At 74.3% G+C, this 23,317-nt stretch carries 26 protein-coding genes; 10 read left to right on the top strand and 16 right to left on the bottom strand.

Translation table 11 applies throughout. The features are described 5' to 3' along the window. Positions 1-109: 109 nt before the first annotated feature. From PED38_RS10030 to PED38_RS10020, 3 genes are all read right to left on the bottom strand, one after another. Positions 110-1,054, bottom strand: a complete 945-nt coding sequence (locus PED38_RS10030; RefSeq protein ID WP_270981074.1) for an NmrA family NAD(P)-binding protein — start codon at positions 1,052-1,054, stop codon at positions 110-112. Beyond that, positions 1,051-1,668, bottom strand: coding sequence for a MarR family winged helix-turn-helix transcriptional regulator (locus PED38_RS10025; RefSeq protein WP_270981073.1), 618 nt, complete (start codon positions 1,666-1,668; stop codon positions 1,051-1,053). The genes PED38_RS10030 and PED38_RS10025 overlap by 4 nt, the downstream gene beginning before the upstream one ends. An 86-nt stretch (positions 1,669-1,754) precedes the next feature. Next, positions 1,755-2,447, bottom strand: a complete 693-nt coding sequence (locus PED38_RS10020; RefSeq protein WP_270981072.1) for an SDR family oxidoreductase — start codon at positions 2,445-2,447, stop codon at positions 1,755-1,757. A 135-nt stretch (positions 2,448-2,582) separates the two neighbouring features. Here PED38_RS10020 and PED38_RS10015 point away from each other — a divergent pair, with 135 nt between their 5' ends. Next, a complete protein-coding gene (locus PED38_RS10015) occupies positions 2,583-2,933 on the top strand; it encodes a hypothetical protein (RefSeq protein WP_270981071.1) in 351 nt (116 codons plus the stop codon). Between the two features lie 135 nt (positions 2,934-3,068). Continuing rightward, entirely contained in the window at positions 3,069-3,527 is a 459-nt protein-coding gene (locus PED38_RS10010; RefSeq protein ID WP_012038780.1) for an Hsp20/alpha crystallin family protein, read from the top strand. Between the two features lie 90 nt (positions 3,528-3,617). Here the strand turns inward: PED38_RS10010 and PED38_RS10005 are convergent, their stop codons facing one another. The 4 genes from PED38_RS10005 to PED38_RS09990 all read right to left on the bottom strand — a co-directional run bounded on the left by PED38_RS10005 (position 3,618) and on the right by PED38_RS09990 (position 10,613). Continuing rightward, on the bottom strand, positions 3,618-6,161 hold the full coding sequence (locus PED38_RS10005) for a GNAT family N-acetyltransferase (protein ID WP_333720443.1): 2,544 nt from the start codon (positions 6,159-6,161) through the stop codon (positions 3,618-3,620). Then, positions 6,158-7,543, bottom strand: coding sequence for a lysine N(6)-hydroxylase/L-ornithine N(5)-oxygenase family protein (locus tag PED38_RS10000; protein WP_270981066.1), 1,386 nt, complete (start codon positions 7,541-7,543; stop codon positions 6,158-6,160). Before PED38_RS10000 ends, PED38_RS10005 begins: the two co-directional genes overlap by 4 nt. Then, a complete protein-coding gene (locus tag PED38_RS09995) occupies positions 7,540-9,171 on the bottom strand; it encodes a pyridoxal phosphate-dependent decarboxylase family protein (RefSeq protein WP_270981065.1) in 1,632 nt (543 codons plus the stop codon). The genes PED38_RS10000 and PED38_RS09995 overlap by 4 nt, the downstream gene beginning before the upstream one ends. 242 nt (positions 9,172-9,413) lie before the next feature. After that, entirely contained in the window at positions 9,414-10,613 is a 1,200-nt protein-coding gene (locus PED38_RS09990) for a phosphoribosylaminoimidazolecarboxamide formyltransferase (RefSeq protein ID WP_270981064.1), read from the bottom strand. Positions 10,614-10,740: 127 nt separating this feature from the next. On the opposite strand from PED38_RS09990, the gene PED38_RS09985 reads away from it, so the two are divergent. From PED38_RS09985 to PED38_RS09965, 5 genes are all read left to right on the top strand, one after another. After that, a complete protein-coding gene (locus tag PED38_RS09985; protein WP_270981063.1) occupies positions 10,741-11,052 on the top strand; it encodes a hypothetical protein in 312 nt (103 codons plus the stop codon). A gap of 1 nt (position 11,053) precedes the next feature. Next, a complete protein-coding gene (locus tag PED38_RS09980) occupies positions 11,054-11,209 on the top strand; it encodes a hypothetical protein (protein WP_270981061.1) in 156 nt (51 codons plus the stop codon). Between the two features lie 101 nt (positions 11,210-11,310). After that, positions 11,311-11,595, top strand: coding sequence for a hypothetical protein (locus tag PED38_RS09975; RefSeq protein ID WP_063070610.1), 285 nt, complete (start codon positions 11,311-11,313; stop codon positions 11,593-11,595). Next, positions 11,592-11,891 carry a hypothetical protein gene (locus tag PED38_RS09970; RefSeq protein WP_270981058.1) on the top strand — a complete coding sequence of 100 codons (300 nt, stop codon included), beginning with the start codon at positions 11,592-11,594 and terminating at the stop codon, positions 11,889-11,891. Before PED38_RS09975 ends, PED38_RS09970 begins: the two co-directional genes overlap by 4 nt. A 49-nt stretch (positions 11,892-11,940) precedes the next feature. Beyond that, positions 11,941-12,837, top strand: coding sequence for a glucose 1-dehydrogenase (locus PED38_RS09965; RefSeq protein ID WP_063070612.1), 897 nt, complete (start codon positions 11,941-11,943; stop codon positions 12,835-12,837). A gap of 52 nt (positions 12,838-12,889) precedes the next feature. Here the strand turns inward: PED38_RS09965 and PED38_RS09960 are convergent, their stop codons facing one another. Beyond that, entirely contained in the window at positions 12,890-13,462 is a 573-nt protein-coding gene (locus PED38_RS09960; protein WP_270981057.1) for a DUF1453 domain-containing protein, read from the bottom strand. 138 nt (positions 13,463-13,600) lie between these two features. On the opposite strand from PED38_RS09960, the gene PED38_RS09955 reads away from it, so the two are divergent. Next, positions 13,601-14,077, top strand: a complete 477-nt coding sequence (locus PED38_RS09955) for a MarR family winged helix-turn-helix transcriptional regulator (protein WP_063070614.1) — start codon at positions 13,601-13,603, stop codon at positions 14,075-14,077. Between the two features lie 9 nt (positions 14,078-14,086). Further along, positions 14,087-14,818, top strand: coding sequence for a hypothetical protein (locus tag PED38_RS09950; protein ID WP_270981049.1), 732 nt, complete (start codon positions 14,087-14,089; stop codon positions 14,816-14,818). A gap of 108 nt (positions 14,819-14,926) precedes the next feature. On the opposite strand, the gene PED38_RS09945 is transcribed toward PED38_RS09950, so the two are convergent. From PED38_RS09945 to PED38_RS09930, 4 genes are all read right to left on the bottom strand, one after another. Next, positions 14,927-15,340, bottom strand: coding sequence for a hypothetical protein (locus PED38_RS09945; protein WP_270981048.1), 414 nt, complete (start codon positions 15,338-15,340; stop codon positions 14,927-14,929). Between the two features lie 317 nt (positions 15,341-15,657). Continuing rightward, complete coding sequence (locus tag PED38_RS09940; protein ID WP_063070617.1) at positions 15,658-16,089, bottom strand: hypothetical protein; 432 nt, start codon at positions 16,087-16,089, stop codon at positions 15,658-15,660. A gap of 300 nt (positions 16,090-16,389) precedes the next feature. Continuing rightward, on the bottom strand, positions 16,390-16,821 hold the full coding sequence (locus PED38_RS09935; RefSeq protein ID WP_063070618.1) for a hypothetical protein: 432 nt from the start codon (positions 16,819-16,821) through the stop codon (positions 16,390-16,392). A gap of 250 nt (positions 16,822-17,071) precedes the next feature. Continuing rightward, complete coding sequence (locus tag PED38_RS09930) at positions 17,072-17,464, bottom strand: hypothetical protein (protein ID WP_136954252.1); 393 nt, start codon at positions 17,462-17,464, stop codon at positions 17,072-17,074. A 369-nt stretch (positions 17,465-17,833) separates the two neighbouring features. On the opposite strand from PED38_RS09930, the gene PED38_RS09925 reads away from it, so the two are divergent. Next, positions 17,834-18,715: a Rieske (2Fe-2S) protein gene (locus PED38_RS09925; RefSeq protein WP_270981047.1), complete on the top strand. Its 882-nt coding sequence runs from the start codon at positions 17,834-17,836 to the stop codon at positions 18,713-18,715. 10 nt (positions 18,716-18,725) lie between these two features. Here PED38_RS09925 and PED38_RS09920 read toward each other — a convergent pair whose 3' ends face one another. The 4 genes from PED38_RS09920 to PED38_RS09905 form a co-directional block, all read right to left on the bottom strand. Next, the gene (locus tag PED38_RS09920) at positions 18,726-19,964 is read right to left on the bottom strand and encodes an MFS transporter (RefSeq protein ID WP_175345455.1); all 1,239 of its coding nucleotides are present in this window, start codon (positions 19,962-19,964) and stop codon (positions 18,726-18,728) included. Continuing rightward, the gene (locus PED38_RS09915; protein WP_063070621.1) at positions 19,961-20,545 is read right to left on the bottom strand and encodes an ArsR/SmtB family transcription factor; all 585 of its coding nucleotides are present in this window, start codon (positions 20,543-20,545) and stop codon (positions 19,961-19,963) included. The genes PED38_RS09920 and PED38_RS09915 overlap by 4 nt, the downstream gene beginning before the upstream one ends. Before the next feature lie 61 nt (positions 20,546-20,606). Further along, positions 20,607-21,806, bottom strand: a complete 1,200-nt coding sequence (locus PED38_RS09910; RefSeq protein WP_270981045.1) for an MFS transporter — start codon at positions 21,804-21,806, stop codon at positions 20,607-20,609. Positions 21,807-21,855: 49 nt separating this feature from the next. Continuing rightward, positions 21,856-23,307 carry an SPFH domain-containing protein gene (locus PED38_RS09905; protein ID WP_270981044.1) on the bottom strand — a complete coding sequence of 484 codons (1,452 nt, stop codon included), beginning with the start codon at positions 23,305-23,307 and terminating at the stop codon, positions 21,856-21,858. Positions 23,308-23,317 lie beyond the last annotated feature (10 nt).

The raw sequence follows: 23,317 nt of genomic DNA, 5'->3' as shown, positions 1-23,317 counted from the left end.
CGGCACCCAGCGAGCCGTGGCCTCGTGACGTGACGGCCGGGCGCGTCGCCGCGTCCGTCCGCCCCGCCGCCCTTCGTCCCGTCCCGCCCGAGTCCCCGCCCGGGTCGCGCTACGCGGCCGTCGTCGCCGCGCGCTCCTCGACGTGCGCGGCGAGCACGTCCCGCACGCCCGTCCACGTGTGGGCGCCGAACCGCTCGCGGTCGACGTGGCGCAGCTCCGCCTCGCCGCTGTACATGCTCACGAGGTACTGCATCCCCTGCCAGGCGGGGAAGGCCTCCTGCTCGTCGCGGCCGAGGCGGCGCATCGCCTTGCTCGCGGTGGCGAGGACGCCCGTGGATCCCGCCCACTGCAGCGCGAACGGCGTGCCGGTGACCTCGGTCATGATGCGCGCGAGGTCGCGCGCCGTGACCCGGTCGCCCGCGACCTCGACCGCGCGGGGCGCGTCGTCGTCGAGGGCGACGAGCGCGACCACGCGCGCCGTGTCGTCCTTGGTCGTGAAGTCGAGCACCTGGTCGGCGGACGACCAGTAGAGGACGCGGCGCCGGTCGAACAGCACGATGGGCGCCTGGCCGGTGAGCATGTCGGCGAAGGCGCCGATGAACACCGAGGTCGCGCGCACGGGCGCCGCGTCGAGGTCGGCCGAGAACTCGCGCCGCAGCTCGAAGTTGCGGTTGCTGCCGGGGGTGACGCGGCGGTAGTCGGCGGAGTAGTCCGACGGGATGAAGCGCGGGACCCCGGCGGCGACGGTCGCGGCCAGCAGCGCGCGCTGCGCCCCGACGATCACGGCACGGGCGCCGCTCACGGCGGAGACGACGACGCGCGCGCCGGCGACCCCGCGGATCAGCGCGGCCCGGTCCGTGTACGCCGCCTCGACGACCTCGACGCGCGGGTCATCGCCCCACGCGTCCCGGGCGGCGTTGCTGCCGGGGCGGGTGAGCACGCGGACGCGCGCGCCCGCCGCGAGGAGCTCGCGGACGATGCGGCGGCCGATGTCGCCGGTGGCGCCAGCCACGACGACGGCGCCGGATGCGGATGCGGGGGAAGAGGTGGTCACGAGTGTTCTCCGTCTCGGGGGGTGCGGCGCGCCGGTCGGCGCGAACGATGGGGGGCCGCGACGGGCTGCTCGAGGCGCGCCACGTCCGACTGCTCGGCGGCGGGGCCCGCGGCCTCGCCGATGCCGACGGCTACGCGGGCGAGGAGGCGCCGGAAGGCCGTGCGCTCGGCCGGGGCGAGGTCGCGCATCAGGCCGTCCTCGACCTCGCCGAGCGCGACGCGGGCCGTCGCCAGCAGGGCGCGTCCGGCGTCTGTCGCGACGACCTGGCGGACCCTCCGGTCGCGCGGGTGCGGCTGCCGCTCGACGTGCCCGCCCGCGGCGAGCGCGTCGATCACGTACGTCATCTGAGTCTTGTCGATGCCGAGGCGCTGCGCGAGCGCGAGCTGCGACGACGGCTCCTCCGTGGTGATCGCGACGAGCACCTGGTACCCGCGCGGGCCGCCCGGCACATCCGCGACGGCGGTCTGCGCCGTGCGCACGAAGCCCTGGTAGACGGCCTGGATGGACCAGCCGAACTGCGTCTCGATGCCGCCGGAGCCCCAGTCGATGCCGGACGCGTCCACGTCGGGGTCGTGGTCGGCGCGGTCGCGGGTCGCGGCGGAGGAGGAGGTCATGGGGAGAACGTATCCCGAGAAGATCGTCTTTTGCAAATACGATCTTCGCGCGCGATGGATGGCCGGCGCGCAGCACCGCCCCCCGCTCAGCCGCCGAACGGCCGCAGCGACACCGACTCGAGCGTGCCGTCGCGCGTCTGGTCGACCACGAGGCGCACGGCGCGCGCGACCGACGCCGGCTCGAGGTACCGCGCCTCGTCGTACTCCCCGCCCTCCTTGGCGCGGAGCTCGCGCTGCATGTCGGTGGCGACGCGTCCGGGGTGCACGCTCGAGACGCGCACGCCGTGCGGTCGCTCCTCCTCGCGCAGGGCGTCGCCGAGCGCGCGGAGGGCGAACTTGGATCCCGCGTACACGCCGCCCGTGGGGTTGGCCGTGAAGCCGGATCCGGAGTTGACGAGCACGACCTGCCCGCGGGCCACCCGGAGCGCGGGCAGCAGCACGCGCGTCACCTCCGCGACGGCGAAGACGTTGACCTCGAAGACGCGGCGCCACTCGTCGACGGGCGTCTCGGCCACGGCGTCGCCGCCGATGACGCCGGCGGAGTGCACGAGCACGTCGAGGCGGTCGAGGGCCGGCACGAGGCCGGCGAGGCCGCCCGCGGCGAGGTCGGCCGGCCAGCCGACGGCGTCGGGCAGGGAGGCGGCGAGTGCGTCGACGGCAGCGCGGTCGCGGCCGTGCACGATCACGCGGTGGGTGCGGGCGAGGTCCTCCGCGACGGCGCGGCCGATGCCGCGGGTGGCTCCCGTGACGAGGGCGACGGGGCGGGCGTGGTCGGTCATGGATCCTCCTGGGTCGCGGTCCTCCAGGCTACCGACGGCATCCGGCCACCCGTCGGGCGCCGCGGGGAGCATGACGTAGCGTGAAGGGACGGCGGCCGCGTGGCGCGTCGGCCCGCCCCCTGAGAGGATCCGCCCGTGCACGCCCGCTTCCCCGCCAGCCTCGAGGTGCTGCGCCAGGAGGCCCGCGACGAGCTGGACGCCGTGATCGAGCACCGCTGCCGGAACGGCGACGACCCCTGGGAGGTCATCCCGCAGCTGCCGACCGTGGACGAGCACGTGGTCGCGACCCTCCGCCAGGACGCGCTCGAGGCCGACGGGATGGCCGAGGAGCTCGCCCGCGTGCGGCACCCGTCGGCCGAGCTGGGCGTGGTCGCGCGCTTCGAGTACGGGCTGCTGCGCGCCATCGCGCTCGAGCACCCGGACCTCTCGCGTGCGGTCTGGACGCTCATCGGCCGCATGGAGCGCGACCTGCGCCGACGCGCCTGAACCGGTGATGAGAGCGGTATTCGCCCTCGGCGAACGCCTTGGCACTCCCCCACTCCGAGTGCTAATCTGAACGCAGTTGAGCCGAGGGGGCTCAACCCCGGAGATCATCACCGCAGATCATCAGAGGAGTCGAGCATGAACATGACCTTCGATCCGTTCCGCGAGCTGGACCGCGCGATGGGCGCGCTGGCCGAGACCCGCCAGGCGAACCGGCCGATGCCCATCGACCTGCACCGCGAGGGCGACACCTACGTGCTGGCCGCCGACCTCCCGGGCATCGACCCGGGCTCGGTCGACATCGACGTGGACGGCCAGCTGCTGACCATCCGCGCCGAGCGCACGCTCGCCGGCGACCAGAACGTCCGCTGGCTGACGCGCGAGCGCGTGGCCGGCACGTTCCTCCGCCAGCTCACGCTCGGCCAGGGCATCGACACCGAGCGCATCTCGGCGCACTACGCCAACGGCGTGCTCAGCGTCACCATCCCGGTGAGCGAGCGGGCGAAGCCGCGCAAGATCGCGGTCACGTCCGACGAGCCGCAGGGCCAGGAGGGCCGCACGCTGACGGTGGAGCAGGGCGCGCACGCCGCGAGCTGATCCGCCCGGGCGCGTGAGGCGCCGCACACGACGAGGAGCCGTCGTCCGCACCCGCGGGCGGCGGCTCCTCGCATGAGCGGGCCGGCGACCTCAGCCGATGCGCGGCCGCAGCCCCGCGTGGATCGCGAGCGGATTGCGCAGCGAGCCGTGGATCTGCATCACCGGCGCCTGGAGGTCCACCATCCGCCGGTTGTCGCGCAGCTGCAGCCGGTTCAGGCACGAGCGGTCGAACGACGGCGTGAACAGGTCGAACCGGGAGAAGCGCTCCGCGAGCTCCGGGTGCGCACGCTCGTGGTCGGCGAGCGCCTCCGCCGCCACCCGCCACAGGCCGTCGGGGCCGAGGTCGTCGCGGTCCTCGACGAGCGCGGCGGCGAACCGCAGGAACCCGTCCATCACGTCGGTGAAGACCGTGAGGGTGCGCTCGTCCTCGGGGATCTCCATGCGGATCCGCCGCACGTCCTCCGGCAGCTCGCGCTCCATGTCGAAGAGGGCGACCTCCTCGGCGATGTCCTTCATCAGCACGCGGACGACGACGTGGTCGCGGAGCACGAGGATCACGTTCTCGCCGTGCGGCATGAACGCGAGGTCGTGCGCGATCAGCGCGTGCGCGAGCGGCACGAGGTAGGCGTCGAGCCAGCGGCGGATCCATGCCGCGGCGCCGATCCCGGACGCGTCGATGAGCGCGCCCAGCACCGTGTCGCCGTGGGCGTCGACGTGCAGGAGGCTCGTCATGCTCATCAGCCGCTCGCCCTCGGCGAGACCCGGCACGGGCGACTCGCGCCAGAGCGCGGACAGCATCTTGCCGTGGGAGTGCCCGGGCGGCAGCGCCGAGTCGACCCGGGCGTCGCGCACGCCGACGGACGCGACCTCGCGGAGGATCCCGAAGCCGAGGCGCGCGAACTCGTCGTCGCCCGTCACGAGCGCGTGCACCCAGTCGTTGATCGCCGGGGTGACCGCCATGTAGGCCGGCGACAGCCCGCGCGTGAACCCCATGTTGAGGATCGACAGCGACGTCTTCACGTAGCAGCGCTCCGGCGTCGTGCGGTTCGCCCAGGTGCGGATCGACTGTTGGGCGCCGTACTCGTCGTCGCCCGTGCCGAGGAGCACGATGTCGCGCGTCGCGATCAGGCCGGCGAAGGTGACCGTGACGACGTTCTCCCACTGCCAGGGGTGCACGGGCACGAGGACGCGCTCCGCCGGGTCGATGCCGTGGTCCGCCATCCGGGCGCGGAACCGCCCGCGGACGACCGGGCCGAGCTCCGCGTCGAGGAACGCCTCCCGGTCGAGGCCGTCGACCGAGGCGAAGTGCGCGAGGCGCTCGTGCACGGCGAGCCAGAGGATCCGCACGTCCTCCCCCGCCTCGGGCGCGTACCGGTCGTGGTCGTCGAGGTCGAAGCCGATGCGGCCGTTGGTCGCGACGAAGCAGGGGTGGCCCTCGTCCATCGTCGACTCGACCTCGGCGTAGGACGCGGTGAGGAGGCCGCGGGCGTCGGGCACGTCGCGGAGTCTCGAGAACGCGGCGGCCGAGAGCGTGCTCTGGATCTCGTCGAGGTAGACCGGCAGCACCTCGTCGGTGATGCCGAGGCGGTCGCGGAGGTCGAGCACCAGGTCGATGGCGTCGAGAGCCGCGGGCTCGCCGTCGACCGTGCGGCGGATGCTCGCCTCGTCGACGTCCCAGTGGTCGAGCTCGAGGATCCTGGCCCGGTACGCGTAGGCGCTGCGGCCGTCGGCGCTCGCGACGCGGTAGTCGGCCCAGGCGCGCGGGTCGTGCGGCGTGCGGGGTGCGCCGGGTGCACGCTCCGGATCCACGCGCTCGGGCTCGACGAGCAGCTCGTGCGCGAACTCGGCGAGCGCCTTGCGCACGAGGTGGCGCGTGGCGGCGGCCCAGGCGTCGGGGCGGAGGTGGTCGGCGCGGTGGACGCGCGGATCCGGCTCGGAGGTCCTCGACGCGGCAGCCGGCCGGGACTCGGGGTGGGTGTCGAGGGAGCGGTCGTGGGTGAGGGTCATGGCGTGTCCGTCCGTGGGGGTGGCGTGCGGGAGGGCGTCGTCGCGCGTGGCGACGCTGAGGAGCGCGTGCTTGGCGCCGAGGTCGACGACCCGGAGCGGCCGGAAGCCGACGAGCTCGTTGAGGCGCTGGATCCGGGTGTTCCGGACGTCGGGCTCGACGACGAGGCGCTCCACGGCCGGGTCCCGGAGCAGGTGCGCGACGACGTGCCGCATGACCGCGGTCGTGAACCCCGGCAGCGGATCGCCGGCCGGCGGCGCCACGAGCAGGTGCATGCCGCGGTCGCCGGGCAGCGGATCCAGGTGCGCGCCGATGGGGTCGTCGGCCGGGTCGTACGCCTCCACGAGGAACGCGGGGACGCCGTCGTGGAGGCCGATCCAGGCCTCGCGCCGCGGATCCGCCGCGATGGACCGGTACTCGGCCCGCACGTCGTCGAGGGTCGCGTGCTCCATCTGCCAGAAGCGGGCGCGCGGTGCGGTGACCCAGGCGTGCACGAGGGCGGCGTCGCCGTCGGGATCGAGCGGGCGCATGTCGAGCCCGTTGCGGGGCTCGGCCCCGAGGTCCGCTCCGGCCGCGGCGTCCGCGTCGGGTGCGGCGGTCGAGGCGGGCGCGGGCGCGGGCGCGCTCACGCGAGCACCCCCGATCCGGCCGTGGGCGCGTCGTCCGGCAGCCCGAACTCCTGGAACGCGATCCGCTCCTCCACCGCGTACGTCTCGCGGCCCGTGATGGCGCGCAGGATCCGCGAGTTGCGGTGCGCCGTCATCCCGAGGTCGGGCGCCACGAAGCCGTGCGTGTGCACCTCCGCGTTCTGCACGAAGAGCGTGCCGGCGTCGTCGACCGTGTGCTCGCGTGCCACGTCGAGCCGGCCGCGCGCGTCACGGTGCACGCGGTCGCCGAGCCCGTCGAGGATCCGCGGGGCCTGTGCGTCGTACCCGCTCGCCATGATCACCGCGCCCGTCGGCCACTCGCGCTCGGCGCCCGTCTCCGCATGCCGGAGCCCGAGGACCGCGCCGCCGTCCGGCGTCGCCCGGGACGAGACGACCTCCGCGTTGGTGAGCAGCCGCGTCGGCACGCCGGATCCTGCGTCGCCGCCGTGCGCCAGCCGCCCCTCCGCCCGCAGCGCGTCGAAGGCGAGCCGCTTCCGGTAGAGCGTGTGGAAGACGTCGTCGATGAGCTCGGAGTCGATCCCCTTGTAGAGGTTCCGCTGCTCGCGCAGGAGCACGTCGCGGGCCTCCGCGGGCAGGCCGAAGAAGTGGTCGCTGTACTCCGGGCTCGTCATCTCGAGCGTGAGCCGCGTGTACTCGAGCGGGAAGAACCGGGGCGAGCGCGTGATCCAGTCGAGCCGGTACCCGCGGGAGTCCACGTCCTCGAGGAGGTCGCGGTAGATCTCGGCGGCGCTCTGCCCGCTGCCGACGACCGTGATCGCATCCCGCTCCTGCAGCGCGTCCTTGGCGCCGAGGTAGCCGGAGCTGTGCACGACGCCCGGGAGGTCGCGCACGGCCTCGGGCAGCCACGGCGGGGTGCCCACGCCGACCACGAGGTTCCGTCCGCGGTGCACGTGCGCGCCGCCCGCGGAGTCGACCGACTCGACGACGTACGCGCCCGCGGCCTCGTCGTAGCGGATCGCCCGCACGTCGCGATCGAGCTCGATCCCCCGCGCGCGCTCCGCCGCCCACCGGCAGTACGCGACGTACTCGCTGCGGAGCACGAAGAAGTCCTCGCGGATGTAGAAGGAGTAGAGCCGCCCGGTGTCCTTGAGGTAGGCGAGGAACGAGAAGCGCGAGGTCGGATCCGCGAGCGTCACGAGGTCGGCCAGGAACGGCGTCTGCAGGTGCGCGCTCGGCAGCATCATGCCGGGGTGCCAGTCGAAGCGCGGCTTCCGCTCCAGCACGACGAGGTCGAGGTCGAGCGGATCCGCGAGGCACGCGAGCCCGAGGTTCGCCGGGCCGAGGCCCACGGCGACGACGTCGCGGATGCGGTCGGGCGCGCCGACCGATGTCGCGGCGCTCATCGGGCGACCTCCGCCACTGCGTCGACGGCACGGGCGGCGTCGGCGGCGTGGCCGGCCTCCGCAGCCACGGTGACGTCGCCCAACCCCGCGTCGAGCGCGTCCCCCGCCGCCACGACCATCCCGAGGATCTCGCGGATGTGCGCGTCCGTGGTCGCGGGGTTCAGCAGCGTGAGCTTCAGGTGCGCGCGCCCGCCGACGCGCGTCGCCGCGACCATCGCCCGGCCCGAGTCCTGGATCGCCTGCCGGATGCCGCGGTTCACGGCGTCCGAGCGGGCGCCCGCGTCGGGCCCCGCGGATCCGTCCCGCTCCCCCGCCGGCACGTACCGGAACACGAGCGCGCTGATCTCCGGGCGCACCACCACCTCGAGCGCCGGATCCCGCCGCATCGCGAGCCAGGTGCGGTCGGCGAGCGCGATGACGTCGTCGAGCATCCGCCCCACCCCGTCGGCGCCCACCGTGCGGAGCGTGAGCCAGAGCTTGAGCGCGTCGAAGCGCCGCGTGGTCTGCAGCGACTTGTCGACCTGGTTCGGGATCTCCTCGTGGGCCCGGTCGGCGGGGTTCAGGTAGTCCGCGTGCAGGGTCGCGTGCCGGAGCGTGCGGCCGTCGCGCACGATCAGCGCGCTGGAGCTCACGGGCTGGAAGAAGGTCTTGTGGTAGTCGACCGTCACGGAGTCGGCGCGCTCGATCCCGTCGAGGAGCCGCCGGTGCCGGAGCGACGTGAGGAGGCCGCCGCCGTAGGCCGCGTCGACGTGCAGCCAGATGCCCTCGCGGCGGCAGACGTCTCCGATCACGGGGAGCGGGTCGACGCTGCCGAAGTCGGTCGTGCCCGCGGTGGCGACCACGGCGATCGGCAGGAGGCCGGCCGCGTAGCAGCGCGCGAGCTCGCGCTCGAGGGCGTCGACGCGCATCCGCATGGCGTCGTCGGCGGGCACGCGGATGACCGCGTCGGGCGCGAGCCCGAGGATGCGGGCGCTCTTCTCCACGCTGAAGTGGCCGACCTCGCTCACGAGGATCCGCATCCGCTGCCGGTCGGCCATCGACAGCCCGTGCACGGCCGCCGCCTCGTCGCGCGCGAGCAGCAGCGCCTGGAGGTTCGACTGGCTGCCGCCGCTCGTGAAGACGCCGTCCGCGTCGTCGCCGAGGCCGATGCGGCCCGCCGTCCAGTCGATGAGCGACCGCTCGATGAGGGTCGCGCCCGCGCTCTGGTCCCACGTGTCCATCGACGTGTTGACGCTCGAGAGGATGAGCTCCCCCGCGAGGGCCGGGATGAGGATCGGGCAGTTGAGGTGCGCGACGTACGACGGGTCGTGGAACCAGACGGCGTCGCGGAGGTAGAGGTCGTCGAGCTCGTCGAGCGCGGCGTCGAGGCCGCCGAGCGGGCGGTCGAGGTCGAGGCCCGCGAAGGAGCGGCGGAGGCGGTCGGGCGTGATCCCGGTGAACGGGCCGTCGGCGCGCCGGGCGGCGGAGCGCACGTGGTCGGCGGCGGCGCGGAGCGCGGCGTCCCAGCCGGGGAGCGAGCGGTCGGAGAACAGCGCGGCGGCGGGGTCCGCCTCCGATCCGGCAGTCACGGGGCGGTCGTCGAGGAGGGTGGAGGACAGGGGGACGGGGGCGTGCGGAGTGGGAGGCATGGGTCCTTCACGGTCGAGGTGGAGCCGTGTCCGGGTCACGAGCTGGCGTGCGAGTTAGGTAAGGCTCACCTACTATCGAGGTGCTCGGGCGAGAACGCAACCCGGCCGACGACGACCCGCGGGGACCCTCCGCGGGGCGGTCGCGCGACCCCGGATCGGGGGCGCCCGGGCCGCACGGCGTGGCAGAGGCACCTGGTGACCGATGGGTCCGTGCCGTGCGTCCCTCCTCGCGGCGAGCCGCCTCAGTGGTGGAACAGCCGCAGGCCGGTCCGGACATGGACGATCCCGTGCTCCGCGCACGCGGCCGCGACCTCGTCGGCGCGCACGGATCCGCCGGGCTCCGCGATCCAGCACACACCGTGCCGCCGGGCGTGGTCGACGTTGTCGCGGAAGGGCAGGAACCCGTCGGAGACGAAGGCCACGGCATCGAGCCCCGCCAGCCATGCGCGTCGTCGGGCGGCGTCGATCACCGGGACTCCGCCGAGGAGCACGCGGGACAGTCGGGATGCCTCGTCTGGCGTCATGTCGCCCTCGAGGCAGCGGATCCGCCCGTTGATCCGCTCCTGTCGCCCGACCCCGGAGCGGAACGCCATGTCCCGCACCTCCGGGAGGCGCCGCAGCCACCAGGCATCGGCCTTCGCGCCGGCGAGACGCGTGCAGTCGACCCGCGACTGCTGCCCCGCGCCGATCCCCAGGGTGACGCCGTCGCGGACGTACGCGACGGAGTTCGACTGTGTGTAGCGGAGCGCGACCATTCCGAGGAGCAGGTCGTCCACGGCGCCATCCGGCAGCGGCCCCCCGTCCGCGGGCGCGAGCAGCCGCCGGTCGATCACCATGTCGTCCCGCGGCTGCGTGAGACGCACCCCGTGCACGTCCCGTGACTCCTCGGCAGGAGGCACGACGCGCTCGTCGGCCTCGAGCACGACGAAGGCGCCGCCCTTCTTCCGTCGCAGGATGTCGACGGCGCCGGGCTCGAAGGCCGGGGCGATGATCCCGTCGGACACCACGGACGACACGCGGGTCGCCAGATCGAGGGTGACCGCGTGGCTGACGGCGATGAAGTCGCCGTAGGACGACTTGGGGTCGGCATCCCGGGCCCGCAGGTACGCGCTCGTCACGTCGTCGACCTCCTCCGCGGCGTCGAGCCCGGCGTCGGCGCGGAGCACGGCATCCAGCCCGCCCGACCGGGCGACGCCCGCCGGGGACACGTGCTTGAACGACGCGGCCACCACCGCGCCGAGTGCGACGCCGGCCTCGCGCACGAGCTGCCACGCGTTCAGGGCGTCCAGGACGTTCACGTAGGAGAGCTCGCCGTTGACGACGGAGAAGGGCATGGCGTCCGGGAGGACGGGTGCGAGCCGCGCAGGGTCCCGGTGCGGGTTGATCCCGTATCGCATGTCCATGTCGCCATCGCCTCCTGCGGTCGTCGTGACGCGTCGCATCCGCGCGTCGGGAGCGGTCGGGATCGTGCCGCGGGACGCCAGTACATCGAGGATCCGCCCGGCGCCCGCTGCTCCGTGCACAGTCCGGGACCGGGTCGCCGCCCGCCCCCGCTCGTAGGGTGGGGGCATGAGCGATCGCGACGAGCACGCAGACGGCATCCGCACCGGGCGCGGCCCCGGCGATCCCGACGGGCTGGTGACCGTGGACGACGTGGTCGCGGCCGACGGCGGCCCCGCCGGCGTGGGAGACGCGGTCCGCGAGCCGGAGGGCACCGACTACGGGCACGCGGAGGAGGACGCCCTCGAGGTGGAGGACGCGGATCCCGCGAGCGCCGAGTACCCGGAGGTGCCGGACAACCGCTCCGTCACCGCGGCCGACTCGCACATGAGCGCGCCCGCCGACGACGCCGCCGGCCACGTCGACCCCGAAGGCCGCTGACGTGACGGATCCGACGGCCGACGGCGCCGCGCGCCACCCGCTCGCCGAGCCCGCAGCCATCGACGCCGACTCGATGGAGGAGCTGGCCGAGGCCGCCGAGGAGGACGCCCGCGAGGACGCCCCCGACCCGTTCGGCGAGGGTCCCGACGACATGTGATGCGGCTCGGGATCCCCGGCGACGCCCCGCCCGGATCCCGTGCATGGGCGTTGCCTGAACGCCACCACACGCCGCGGGAGGCCGAGCGTAGCGTCGGCCGCATGGACACCGACGACCCGCGCCTCCAGCCCGCGGACACCTCAGACACCAATCAGGACAAGGACTTCATCTCGCCCAGCGAGGACGACACGCAGGTGAAGCAGGAGCAGCAGATCGTCGAGAGCGAGGGCGTCTCCGACGACGTGCCCGCCGCCGCGGACGACGTGCAGGTGCTGCCCGGATCGGGCGGACCCGACGACGTCGGCGAGATCGACGTGGATCCCGACGAGCTCAACCTCAGCGGCGACTCGATCCCCGGCCACCCCAAGCCCGAGGCGGGTGAGTGACCGTGACGGACGCCACCTCCTCCACCCCCGGTGACGACGCCACCGGCGACGACACGGCCCTCGACGCGGTCGGCATGGACCAGGAGACCGTCGTGAACGACGCGGTCGCCGGCGAGACCGTCCTCCCCGACACCGACGAGCCCGTGGAGCAGATCGATGAGGACGACGCCGTCGCGGCGGCCGACGCCGAGCCCGAGGCCGACGCCCTCGGCGTCGACGGCGAGGCCGAGCCGGTCCTCGCCGACAACGACCTCGCCGGCCAGGACATCGACCTCGACGACACCCCGCCGAGCTGACGCCCGGCACCCCACGCACCCGCACGACGCACCAGCCGAAGGAGAGCACATGAGCACCGACCAGTACACGTTCCAGGACCCGACCAAGATGTACGCCGACATCGACCCGACCGCGCAGCAGCAGGACGGGCCCGGCCTCGACGCCGACCTGGACGAGACCGCGGACCGCGGCGAGAAGACCTACCGTGGATCCAGCCGCCTCGAGGGACGCAAGGCCCTCGTCACCGGCGCCGACTCCGGCATCGGCGCGGCCGTCGCCATCGCCTACGCCCGCGAGGGCGCGGACGTCGCGCTCTCCTACCTGCCCGAGGAGGAGGAGGACGCGAAGAAGGTCGTCGCCCTCATCGAGGAGGCGGGACGCACGGCCGTCGCCATCCCCGGCGACATCTCCACCGCGGAGTTCAGCCGCGAGCTCGTCGCGAAGGCGGTCGAGGGCCTCGGCGGCCTCGACATCGTCGTCAACAACGCGGGCAAGCAGCAGAACGTCGACGCGCTCGAGGACATCTCGGACGAGGAGTTCGACCTGACCTTCAAGACCAACGTCTACGCGATGTTCTGGATCACGAAGGCCGCGCTCCCCCACCTCAAGCCCGGCTCGACGATCATCAACACGTCGTCGATCCAGGCCTACGCGCCGTCGCCGAACCTGGTGCACTACGCCACGACCAAGGCGTCGATCAACGCGTTCTCCAAGGGCCTCGCGCAGCAGCTCGCGCCCAAGGGCATCCGCGTGAACGTCGTCGCGCCCGGCCCGATCTGGACGCCACTGCAGACCGCGGGCGGCCAGCCCGCCGACGCGCTGCCCGAGTTCGGCGAGCAGACCCCGCTCGGCCGCGCCGGCCAGCCGGCCGAGCTCGCCCCCGCCTACGTGTTCCTCGCGTCGAACGAGTCGAGCTACGTGATCGGCGAGACGCTCAACGTCAACGGCGGCATGCCGACGCCGTAGCGAGCCGTCGTCCGGCGCAGGCCGGACGCGATCGCGCGAGGGCCGGAGGGGATCACCCCTCCGGCCCTCCGTCGTCCGCGGGGGTGGCCAGCGCGGCGGCGGACGCGCGGCGACCATCGCCGCGCTCGCCCGCGATGCGTCGGGTGATCGTCCGATGCCGTGCGGCGAGCACCGCGGTCCGCGCCACCACCTCCGCCAGGGCCATCGTGATGAGCGCGGTCGACCACGTGCCTGCCGCGTGCAGGTCGAGACGGACGCTCGCCTCGGCGATGATCCGCCCGCCCCCGTGGAGGGCGATCAGGCCGAAGGCGAGGCGCCCGCCCATCCCCGCGATCCACGCGGCCGCCGCGAGCCAGGACGCCCGGGCGACGACGACCCCGGCACGCGCCTCCACCCGGGTGAGGAGCCCGCACGCGACGCCCAGCGTCGCACCCAGCGCGCCGAGGCCCGCGACGAGCGCACGGTCGGATGCGAACGGCGCGACGGCGCCGAGGTACTCGACCCCCGCCCAGGCCACGAGCAGGACCGGCCACAGGAGGCTGAGGAGCGTCAGGCGTCGACCCCGGAGCTGCCGCACCACGAGCAGGATCAGCGCGATGGAGACGAGCGCGTCCGACACGTCCATCCGCGACCCTCCTCCACCTCCGGCATCCGGCCCGTCGGTGCCGGAACAAATACATCTGCATGCGATGCATCTGTGGCAGATGCTATTGTCCATCCAGGGCAGGCGCAAGAGCCCGCGTCGTCAGCGAAGGAGGTGGGCATGGCCGCTCGGGAGCCCGCGATCGACGTCGTCGCGCTGAGCCGGCTCGCCCGGATCCTGCGCGAGATCGCCCTCGAGGCCAGCCAGGGCGGGCGCGACCTCCCGGTGACCGGCGGCGAGCTGACGCTCATCGAGGCCGTCGCCCGGCAGCCCGGCAGCACCATCCGCCAGCTCTGCGAGACGACCGGGCTCGCGCAGAGCTGGGTCTCGACGCTGGCCCGGCAGCTGGCCGACAAGGGCGTGCTGCGGCTCGAGGCGGATCCGGCCGACGGGAGACGCACCCTCGTGCGGCTCGCGCCGGAGACCGCTCGGCGCGCCCTGCACGAGGAGGGGCGCCGACCGATCGGCGACGCCCTGACACGCGCGCTCCCCCATCTCGACGCGGCCGACGCGGCGGAGCTGGAGCGCCTCCTCACGAGGGCCCATGCGCTGATCGCACCCGGACGCATCCGGGACGCCGAGCGCGCACCGGAATAGGGTCGGGGGATGTCCGGCACCACGGCCCGCGTCGGCGGGAACGTCCTCGCGGGGCTCGTCTCCGCCGTCCGCCTCGTGCGTCGGCCGCGGCCGCTGCATCCGCACGGCGTCGCGCTCTCCGGGACGCTGACGCCCGTCGCGGGCCGTGCCGCATCCGGGCTCGCGTGGCTCGACAGGCTCGACGCGCCGCTCGCCGTCGACGCCCGCTTCTCCCGCGGCGGCGGCCTCCCGCCAGCGCTCCCCGACGTGCTCGGGCTGGCACTGCGGATCCCGGACGGCGGCGGCACCACGGTCGACCTGCTGCTCGCGACCACGGGCCTCTCGCCGCTCGGCCGATTCCTCCTCGCACCGCGGCGCGCGCTCTCCGGCGCGCGACTCACCACGCTGATGCCGTACCGCGGATCCGCGGGACCGGTGCTCGTCGGCGTGCTGGTGGACGCGGATCCGCCGCTGCCGGCCGGCGCCGCCGACCTCGGGCGGGCGCTCGCGACCCGGCCCGCCGGGATGCGGCTCGTGCACGCGACGCCGCGCGGGCGGTGGCACGTGGCGGCGCGCATCGAGCTGGGCCACGACGCGAGCGGGCCGCTCGACACGGCGACGCGCGCGGATCCGGTGCTCGCGGCGCCGCCCGGGGACACCACCTATCCGTGGACGCGGCGGCTGCGGGCGCCGGGCTACCGGGCCGCGCGACGCGGCCGACCCGTCGCGTCCCGGCATGCGGCGCAGGATCCGGACGCCTGAGAGCCCGCGAGGAACCTGGGGGCAGGTGATGGAGCGGCAGGCGTCAGGCGCCCCACGTGCAGAACGGGCCGGAGGAGATCCCCCGGCCCGCCCGATGCATCGGATCCGTCAGGACTTGCGGCAGTGCGAGTACTGGATGTAGGGAATCACCGCGTCCGCGCCATGTTCCTGGCAGTCGTCTTCCCCGGCCATGTCGCTCATGAACAGCTTCTGCAGGCTCCTGTAGCACTGTTCGCCGAGGCGATAGGAGTCGCACACGTCATGTGCGGCGACGATGACGCTGTACGACTCGTCGAAGTACTTGGGCGCGATGTACAGCCGCCCCGTCGGCTGACGGCGGTCGCTCGCGGCCACGGCCCCGGCGTCGGCCGGGCGGCTCTCCGAGGAGTGCGTCCACGTGGTCGTGCTCGCGGCCGACGCCGCATCCGTCGGCGAGGCGACGGAGACCCCGAGGGTCACGACGGCGGCGAGCGCCAGGGCGGCGGCAAGGCGGCGGGCGGCGCTGCTGATCTGAGATGACATGGGTGTTCCTTCTGCGCGCGAGAAAGGGGGGATCGCGGCGGATCGAGACGCTAGCGGGTCCTCGGGGCCGGGCCGTGCGCGCGGCCCGCGCCTGTGCACTCGGCCTCTGACCTCCGGCCCCGGTCCGCCGGCCTCCGGACGACCCGCTGCGCATCCGAACGAGTCCGGACGTGCATGCCGAGCGGGACGGAGGCAGGACCCGGGGACGACGAGACGGGCCGGAGGTGGAGACCTCCGGCCCGTCGGGCCGTGCGGAGAGCGCGGGTGCGCTCAGGAGGGGCCGGAGGGGTCCCGGCCGGGTGCGTGCCGCTCGACCGTCAGCGGCCGCAGCGCGACTGGAAGGCGTCGGGGAACACGATGGTGTAGCCGCCGGTGATGTTGCAGGTGCGCCAATCCACCATGCCCTGTCCACGCCGGAGGACGTAGGAGGCGATCGTCACGCAGGCCCTCCCCGTGTGATTCGCCGTGCAGATCTGGACCGCGAGCTTGTCGGGGTCGGTCTGGCCGTACGCGAGTCGCGCGAGGTCGTACGGCGTGACGAAGAAGGGGCGGTTGACCAGTCCCGCCTGGCTCGCCGTGATCGAGCCGGCGTCCGCGGTGGAGGACGAGGTCGGCGCGGCGGGGGCGGCGGATGCCGAGCCGGCCGGAGTGGAGACGGAGACACCGAGACCGACGACCGCCGCGAGGGCGGCCGTCGCCAGGAGGCGGCGAGAGGTGCGTCGCGGGGTGGTTCCGAGGTGAGAGGGCATGTGGACTCCTTGTGGTCCGCGGCGACCGTCGCCGGGGAGCGATCGAACCGTAGCGATGCGCTGCGCCGCGCCGGACCGCCTGTGGACGGGTGCCGCCGTGCCGGTGGCGCACCGGAGCGGGGACGGACGCGTGACGCGGACCCAGCCCGCGTCGACGCGCGGAACGGGCCGGAGGAGATCCTCCGGCCCGTTCCCTCCGTCATCGCGCCGGCAGCGTGAGCGCCGGATGCCGCCGACGATCGCCCCCGCGACGCGGGCCCGGCGGTCGTCGTGGTCCGGCACCGGCCGGATGTGCCTCCGTCACCGGCCGCAGTGCGACCGGTGCGTCGAGAAGTACGAGATGGTGAAGCCCTGACCGCGCTGGCACGTGCGCGGGTCGGTCGTCCCCGGCCCGCCCCGGAGCACCAGGGTGAGCGACTCGACGCAGCCCAGGCCCGAGTGGAACCGGGTGCAGATCAGGCCCGCGAGCGCGCGGGGCTGGAGTGTCCCCGACTTGATGTTGTCGACCGCTCGCGGGCTGACGTAGAACGTGCGCTCGATGGGATCCGCCTGGCTCGCCGCGATCGGGTCCGCCTGCGCCGCGGAGGACGAGGTCGACGCGGCGGGGGCTGCGGATGCGGAGCCGGCCGGGGCGGACATCGACACGCCGAGACCGAGGACCGCCGCCAGGGCGGCCGTCGCGAGCAGGCGTCGGGTGGTGGACGGCGGGGTGGTCGTGAGGCGAGAGGACATGGGGCCCCTGATGGTCCACGACGACCATCGCCGCGGAGCAGTCGAACCGTAGCGACGCGCCGCCTCCCGGCGGGCCGCCTGTGCACGTGCGGGCGAGGGCGCGCCGCAGACGGCGGGTGCGTGCCACGCGCACCCGCCGCGGGAGCGGCCCCGGCTCCGGCCCGTTCGGCATCCGGCTACCGAGGCAGAGGGCACCGCTCCGCCCAGGAGGGTCCGGAGCGGTTCCGCGCAGGGGCTCGGCGCGCGTGGATCAGCGGCCGCAGTGCGATTTCCCGAACGAGGGGACGACCACGGTGTAGCCGCTCAAGCCCCCGCAGGTGAACACGGTCACCCGACCGAGGAGGCGCAGGCCGGCCTCCACGAGCGGCACGCACGTCCTCCCCGATCCATGTGCCGTGCAGGTCTTCACCGCGAGTCCCGCGAGGGAGATCTGTTGGCTTGCCAGCATGGAGAGGTCGGTCGAACTAACGAAGTAGGTGCGAGAGGAGATGTGCAGCCATTCGCTCGCCGCGATCGGATCGGCTACCGGGGACGAAGATGCGGACGAGGAGGCCACGACGGGCGTCGCGGTCGCCGGACCGGCCGGCGTGGCGACCGAGACGCCGAGAGCGATGACCGCCGCGAGGGCGGCCGTCGCCAGCATGCGCCGTGGGGTGAGACGCGCGGCGGCGCCGAGGGAAGAGGACATGAGGACTCCTGGTGGTCCGCGGCGACCGTCGCCGGGGAGCAGTCGAACCCTATTGACGCGCCGCGAGCCGTGCCGGGCATCCACAGGAGCGGACGTGAACTCCAGACGGACGACTGGGGTGCGCCGGTCGCACCCGCCGCGTCAGCGGATCCGCTGGCCCGGCCTCCGCTGAGGAGGACGAGGACGAGGACGAGGTCGGAGCGGCGGGGGCCGCGCTCGTCGTGGCCGCTGAGGATCGACCCGCCCGGCCTTGTCACTGCTCGCCCGCGGGCGTTCCCTGGGGAGAGAGCGCCGACGGCGGCGCCGGAACCGGCAGGAGACCCCATGAGGGAGCTGAAGCTCGTCGCGGCCATCACGAGGATCGAGGACGCCGAGGCGCTGGATCCGATCGTCGACCGGGTGAAGGGCGTCGTCACCGCGCTGCTGAAGCCGCGGGCGCTGGCCGACCTGCTGCACGGCGTGCCGTTCGGGCACCCGCTGCACCCGGTCGCCGTGCTGATCCCGACCGGCGCGTGGGTCTCCTCCGCCGTGCTGGACTTCCTGCCCGGCAACGAGAAGGCCAGCCAGGCGCTCGTGGGCGTCGGGATCCTCAGCGCCGCGCCGTCCATCGTCTCCGGCTACGCCGACTGGTCGCAGCTGCACGAGCAGCAGATGCGCGTCGGCATCGTGCACTCCGCGGCCAACGCGCTCGCGACGGGCCTCTACGGGCTCTCCTGGATCCAGCGGGCGCGCGGCAAGCAGACGAGCGGCCGGCTGCTCGGTCTCGCGGGCCTCGGGCTCGTGTCGGCCGGCGGCTTCCTCGGCGGCCACCTCGCCTACCGCCAGGCGGCGGGCGCGAACCACGCGGAGGACGTGCCGCACCGCTTCCCGGTGGGCTGGCAGGAGCTCGGCCAGCTCGACGACCTGCCCGACGGCCGCCTCACGAAGCGCGACGTCGCGGGCCTGCCCGTGCTCGTGCGGCGCCACGGCATGACCGTCGACGCCCTCAGCAACGTGTGCAGCCACCTCTCCGCCCCGCTCGACGAGGGCGAGCTCGGCACCGACCCCACGACCGGCGAGGCGTGCGTCACCTGCCCGTGGCACGACAGCGTCTTCAGCCTCGCGACCGGCGCCGTGATCCACGGACCCGCCACCGCGCCACAGCCCCGCTTCGAGACACGCGTCACGGGCGGGCTCGTGGAGGTGCGGCTGCCGAACGCGGGGTGATCCCGACACGTCAACCGGCTGGATCCGGGCCGAGAGGACCCGCGTCGACCCGCGGGCCGGCTCGCAGGAGCACCGCCGCGGCACCCGCGAGGACGACGCACATCACGATGAGCAGCGCTCGGTAGGGCATGTGCGCGACGAGCGAGGCCCCGACCGCGATCGCCGCCGTCTGCGGCACCGTGAGCGCCATGTCGAACGCCGAGTGGACGCGGCCGCGCAGGCGATCGGGTGACCGCCTCTGGATGAGGGTCGTGCAGCCGACGACGAGCGGGGGCAGGGCGGCACCCAGGACGAGGGAGCCGAGCAGGACCGCCGGCGCGTCCGGCAGCATCCAGAGCAGGAAACCCGCGGCGAGCGCGGCGGATGCGCCGCCGGCCACTCGCAGCTCCCCGCGCCACCGGATCAGGCGCGCGGACAGGACGCCGCCGACGAGGGCGCCGGCGCCCTGCAGGCTGGACGTCGCGCCCAGGAACGACGGCTCCAGCCCGAGGCCCTGGCTCACGACGGCGAACACCACGCTCTCCGAGAGGCCGAGCGCGCCCCACACCCCGGCGCAGACGACCACGATCACGCGTAGCGCCGGATCCGTCCGCACGTGCGCGAAGCCCGCGCCGATGTCCGCCCGCACCGACACCGTCCGGTCGCGCGGGGACGGGGTCGGCTCGTCGACCCGTATGACCATCAGCGTGACGACGGCCACGGCGAACGAGACGGCGTCGACGACGGCGACCATGCCGCCCCCGAACGCCGTGAACAGGCCGACGCCCACGACCGGGCTGAGCACGCGGGCACCCTGCTGGACCGTCTGGAGCAGGCCGTTGGCGTCGCCGAGCAGCTCCTCCGGGACGATCGCCGGCAGGAGGGCGGACTGCGCCGAGGAGATGATCGTGGACGCGGCGCCGTAGAGCGTCATGACGGCGTAGACGAGCCGCACGTCGCCGGCATCGCGCACCAGCAGCAGGAGCAGGACCACGGCGCCCGTCATCGCGTTCACGATGATGAGCAGGGGCCGCCGGCGCACCCGGTCGACGAGCACCCCGACGAACGGCGAGGCCAGGGCGGGCGCGGTGAGGAAGAGGAACGTCGCGGCGGCGGCGCCGTCGGATCCGGTCAGCTCCCGCACCCACACCGCCGTCGAGAGGAACAGGGCGGTGTCGCCGAAGATCGAGGCGATCTGCCCGCCCAGGTAGATGCGTGAGCGGCGATCGCCGAACAGTCGCGCGAGGGGCCGGGCGGCGATCCCTGTCACGGGGCAGGGCGCATCGGGTAGCCCAGCACGAGCAGCTCGACGGGCAGCGCCCCCGCGGGCCGGGACGCGGGATCCGTGCGGCGCTCGCCGTGGAGCGGCCGGATCATGTCCTCGATGCGCTGCCGCAGCTCCGCGAGCTCGGCCGGCGTCAGCCAGTACCCGTACTGGTCGTGCACGGCGGCGTCCCGCCACTGCTCCGGGTACGCCGTCGCCGTCTCGCGCCACTCCCCGTACCGCGCGAGCCACCGGTCGACGAGGACGCGGTGGAGGACCTCGCCCGCCCGCCGCTCCTCCGCGCTCCCCTCCGACTCGAGGTGGAGGCCGTCGCTCGTCACCTCCCACGGACGTGCGCGCCCGCCGGGACGCGCGCTCTCGCGGACGAAGCCGTGCTCCGCGAGATGCCGCAGGTGGAAGGAGCAGAGGCTGGGCGACGCTCCCACGCGAGGGGCGAGCTGCGACGCGGTGAGGGGACCGTCGAGCGTCATCTCCTCGAGGATGGCGAGCCGCAGCGGGTTCGCGAGGGCTCGGAGCTCGGCGGCGCCCGTGACGCGTCGCTGTTCGGACCGGGCATCGAAGGACATCCTTCGATGGTCGCGACGCGAGCGACGCCGCGGGCGCGTCCTCCACAGCCGTCGTCGGCGATCAGGCCGTCGCATCCGCCGTCCCGCGCAAGCTCACGACCGCGACCACCGCGCAGCCCGCGAACGCCACGGACCCCGCGATCGTCGGCACCGCGATGCCCGCCGTCGCGAGCGCGCCGCCCAGCGCGGATCCGACCGCCAGGCCGAGCAGGCTGAGCACGCGGCCGGCGGCGCCCACCCGGCCGAGCAGCGGATCCGGCACCAGGCGCTGCCGGAGCGAGGTCGCGCAGACGCTCCAGACCACCGCGTGCAGGATGTAGAGCGCGAGCAGGACGCCCGCGACGACCGGATCCCGCGCGACCGCGAGCCCGGCGAGGCTCGCGCAGCCGAGCGCGAGGGCGGCCGTGATGGTCCATCGGGCGCCGAGGCGGGAGCGCAGGGGCGCGGCGATCGCGGATCCGGCCAGGCCGCCGAGCGCCGACGCCGCGAGGAGCACGCCGTAGCCGGCCGCGTCGAGCCCGAGCCGGTCGCGCGCGAAGAGCACGAGCACCGAGAACGGGAGCATGTAGCCGACGCTGGCCAGGCCGCCGATGAGGGCGAGCGATCCGACCACACGGTGCCGCGCGAGCCAGCGCACGCCCTCCGCAGCCTCGCGCACGACGGAGGCGCGCGGCCCGTCGAGGGGAGCCGCGGCGGGCGAGCGCCGCGGCAGGGCGAGCGCCATCGCGCCGGCCGCGAGCCACAGCCCGCCCGTCGCGTACACGGGCACGGCGGCGGCGAGCGCGAAGAGGATCCCGCCGAGCGGCGGCCCCACGAACTCGTCCGCCACGAGCTGCGTGCCCGAGATGCGCGCGTTGGCCCGGTCGAGGCCGTCCCGCGGCACGAGCGACGGCAGCACGGCGACCGCGGCGCCGTCGGCGGCGCTCTCGAGCACGCCGACCACGGCCATCACCGCGTAGAGCACGACCAGGGAGCCGGCGCCCGTCTGCAGCGACACCGCGAGCGCGAGCACCGCCACGCCGCGGAGCGCGTTCGCGACCACGAGCAGCGTGCGCCGGTCGATCCGGTCGACGTGCACGCCGACCGGCAACGCGACCACGAGCCGCACGAGCGCGTACGTCGTCGCGAGCCCTGCCACGAGCCGCGGGTCGTCCGTGAGCTCTGCCGCGACGAGCGGCATGGCGACGAAGACGAGCCCGTCCGCGAGGTTGGAGAGCGCGTTCGCGCCCCACAACGCCCGGAACGGGCTGGTGGATCTCACGCCGTGCTCCCCGGGGCGGCGTGCGCCCCGAGGAGCCCGGTCATCGGGATCAGATCCCGGCGCCCTCGGACGCGGCCGTCGCGGGGCCGACGTCCGCGGTGGTCGCGCCGGAGCCGGCCGTCGCGCCCGCGGCGGTCGAGCCGAGGAACGAGCTCAGCGCCGTGGCGACGTCGATGCCCGTGGTGTCCTTGAGCAGCTTCGGCAGGGTCGCCATGTTCTCGGCCACCGAGCGGTTGAGCGCGTTCGCGCCGTCCGCCGAGATGATCGTCATGTTGTCGACGTTGGCGAGCGGCGCCGCCATCTCACGGGCGATCTCCGGCATCGACGCGATGATGCGCGCCTGCAGCGCCTCGCGCGACAGCTTGTTCTGCGCCTCGGCGAGCGCGGCGGCCGCCTCGGCCTCCGCCTGGCCGCGGGCCTGGATCGCGTCGGCGTTCGCCTTCCCGAGCGCGGTGATGGACGCGGCCTCATTCACGGCCGCGGTCTTCGCCGCCTCGGCGTTCTGCGTGCGCTGGTAGACCTCCACGTCGACCTTCGCCTTCTCGGCGTCGCGGGCCGCCTGCGCGTCCTGGACGGTCGCGTACTTGCGCGCCTCGGCGGGGAGCTCCACGTCGATGCGCAGGCGCTCCTTCGAGACCTCGGCCTGGGCGGCCACGGCCGTGCGCTCCTGGTCGGCGACCAGGCGGTCCTGCTCGGCCTTCGCGAGCTCGCCGGCCGCGAACGCGGTGGCGTTGGCGCGGTCGGTGTCGGCCTTGATGGCCGCGCGGCGCAGGTCGAGCTCGAGCTGGCGCTCGGCGGTCTGCTGGTCGTTCTCGATCGCGGCGAGCGCGGAGATCCGCTTGTTCTCGGCCTCCGCGACCTCGGCGATCTGGCGGGCGCGCGCGGCGTTCGAGCGGGCCCGGTCGTCGAGGTAGGTGCTGCCCGGCGTCGTGATCTCGCGGACGTTGAGCGTCTCGATCTGGAGGCCCAGCTCCGCGAGGTCGTTCTTCGTCTGGTTCACGGCCTCCTGCGCCACGACGGAGAAGCTCTTCACGAGCTCGTCCACGGGACGGTCGCCGATGAGGCCGCGGATGGCGCCCTCGAGCGACTGCCGGACGATCTCCGGCAGGGCGTCCTGCTGGAGGAGGTAGCGCTGCACGGCGCGGCGCACGCCGTCCTCCGTGCCCGTCACCTTGAAGTTGACGGTCGCGACGACGGCGGTGTTGATGAAGTTAGCGTCGCGCGCCTCGGCCGTGACGCTCGTCTGGTACTGCTCGAGGGAGAGCGTGAAGCCCTCCTGGAAGATCGGCCAGATGAAGGTCCGGCCGCCGATGATGACCTTCTGCGGGCTGGAGAACCCGGCCCCGCCCTCGCTGCGCTCGGCGTTGCGGCCGACGATGACGAGCGCCTGGTTCGGCGGCACGCGGCGCACGCGGGAGGCGATGAACGCCACCAGCGCCACCAGGATGACGATGACGACGATGACGGCGATGGCTGTCGTGCCGCCGGATATCAGGTCCACGGGATGGTTC

Origin of the sequence: Clavibacter sp. CT19, from assembly GCF_027858075.1 — a bacterium.
GTDB lineage: Bacteria > Actinomycetota > Actinomycetes > Actinomycetales > Microbacteriaceae > Clavibacter > Clavibacter tessellarius_A.
Note: the sequence above shows the minus strand (reverse complement) of the source record. Positions and strands in the feature narration are given on the sequence as shown.

What these genes read in the sequence shown, in the direction of transcription:
- PED38_RS09940 (WP_063070617.1), bottom strand. Translation starts at nt 16,089, where the DNA reads ATGCCCTCTCACCTCGGAACCACCCCGCGACGCACCTCTCGCCGCCTC.
- PED38_RS09915 (WP_063070621.1), bottom strand. Translation starts at nt 20,545, where the DNA reads ATGTCCTTCGATGCCCGGTCCGAACAGCGACGCGTCACGGGCGCCGCC.
- PED38_RS09945 (WP_270981048.1), bottom strand. Translation starts at nt 15,340, where the DNA reads ATGTCATCTCAGATCAGCAGCGCCGCCCGCCGCCTTGCCGCCGCCCTG.
- PED38_RS09995 (WP_270981065.1), bottom strand. Translation starts at nt 9,171, where the DNA reads ATGCCTCCCACTCCGCACGCCCCCGTCCCCCTGTCCTCCACCCTCCTC.
- PED38_RS09960 (WP_270981057.1), bottom strand. Translation starts at nt 13,462, where the DNA reads ATGGACGTGTCGGACGCGCTCGTCTCCATCGCGCTGATCCTGCTCGTG.
- PED38_RS10000 (WP_270981066.1), bottom strand. Translation starts at nt 7,543, where the DNA reads ATGAGCGCCGCGACATCGGTCGGCGCGCCCGACCGCATCCGCGACGTC.
- PED38_RS09925 (WP_270981047.1), top strand. Translation starts at nt 17,834, where the DNA reads ATGAGGGAGCTGAAGCTCGTCGCGGCCATCACGAGGATCGAGGACGCC.
- PED38_RS10020 (WP_270981072.1), bottom strand. Translation starts at nt 2,447, where the DNA reads ATGACCGACCACGCCCGCCCCGTCGCCCTCGTCACGGGAGCCACCCGC.
- PED38_RS09985 (WP_270981063.1), top strand. Translation starts at nt 10,741, where the DNA reads ATGAGCGATCGCGACGAGCACGCAGACGGCATCCGCACCGGGCGCGGC.
- PED38_RS09975 (WP_063070610.1), top strand. Translation starts at nt 11,311, where the DNA reads ATGGACACCGACGACCCGCGCCTCCAGCCCGCGGACACCTCAGACACC.
- PED38_RS09950 (WP_270981049.1), top strand. Translation starts at nt 14,087, where the DNA reads ATGTCCGGCACCACGGCCCGCGTCGGCGGGAACGTCCTCGCGGGGCTC.
- PED38_RS09990 (WP_270981064.1), bottom strand. Translation starts at nt 10,613, where the DNA reads ATGCGACGCGTCACGACGACCGCAGGAGGCGATGGCGACATGGACATG.
- PED38_RS09955 (WP_063070614.1), top strand. Translation starts at nt 13,601, where the DNA reads ATGGCCGCTCGGGAGCCCGCGATCGACGTCGTCGCGCTGAGCCGGCTC.
- PED38_RS10025 (WP_270981073.1), bottom strand. Translation starts at nt 1,668, where the DNA reads ATGACCTCCTCCTCCGCCGCGACCCGCGACCGCGCCGACCACGACCCC.
- PED38_RS09965 (WP_063070612.1), top strand. Translation starts at nt 11,941, where the DNA reads ATGAGCACCGACCAGTACACGTTCCAGGACCCGACCAAGATGTACGCC.
- PED38_RS09935 (WP_063070618.1), bottom strand. Translation starts at nt 16,821, where the DNA reads ATGTCCTCTCGCCTCACGACCACCCCGCCGTCCACCACCCGACGCCTG.
- PED38_RS10010 (WP_012038780.1), top strand. Translation starts at nt 3,069, where the DNA reads ATGAACATGACCTTCGATCCGTTCCGCGAGCTGGACCGCGCGATGGGC.
- PED38_RS09930 (WP_136954252.1), bottom strand. Translation starts at nt 17,464, where the DNA reads ATGCTGGCGACGGCCGCCCTCGCGGCGGTCATCGCTCTCGGCGTCTCG.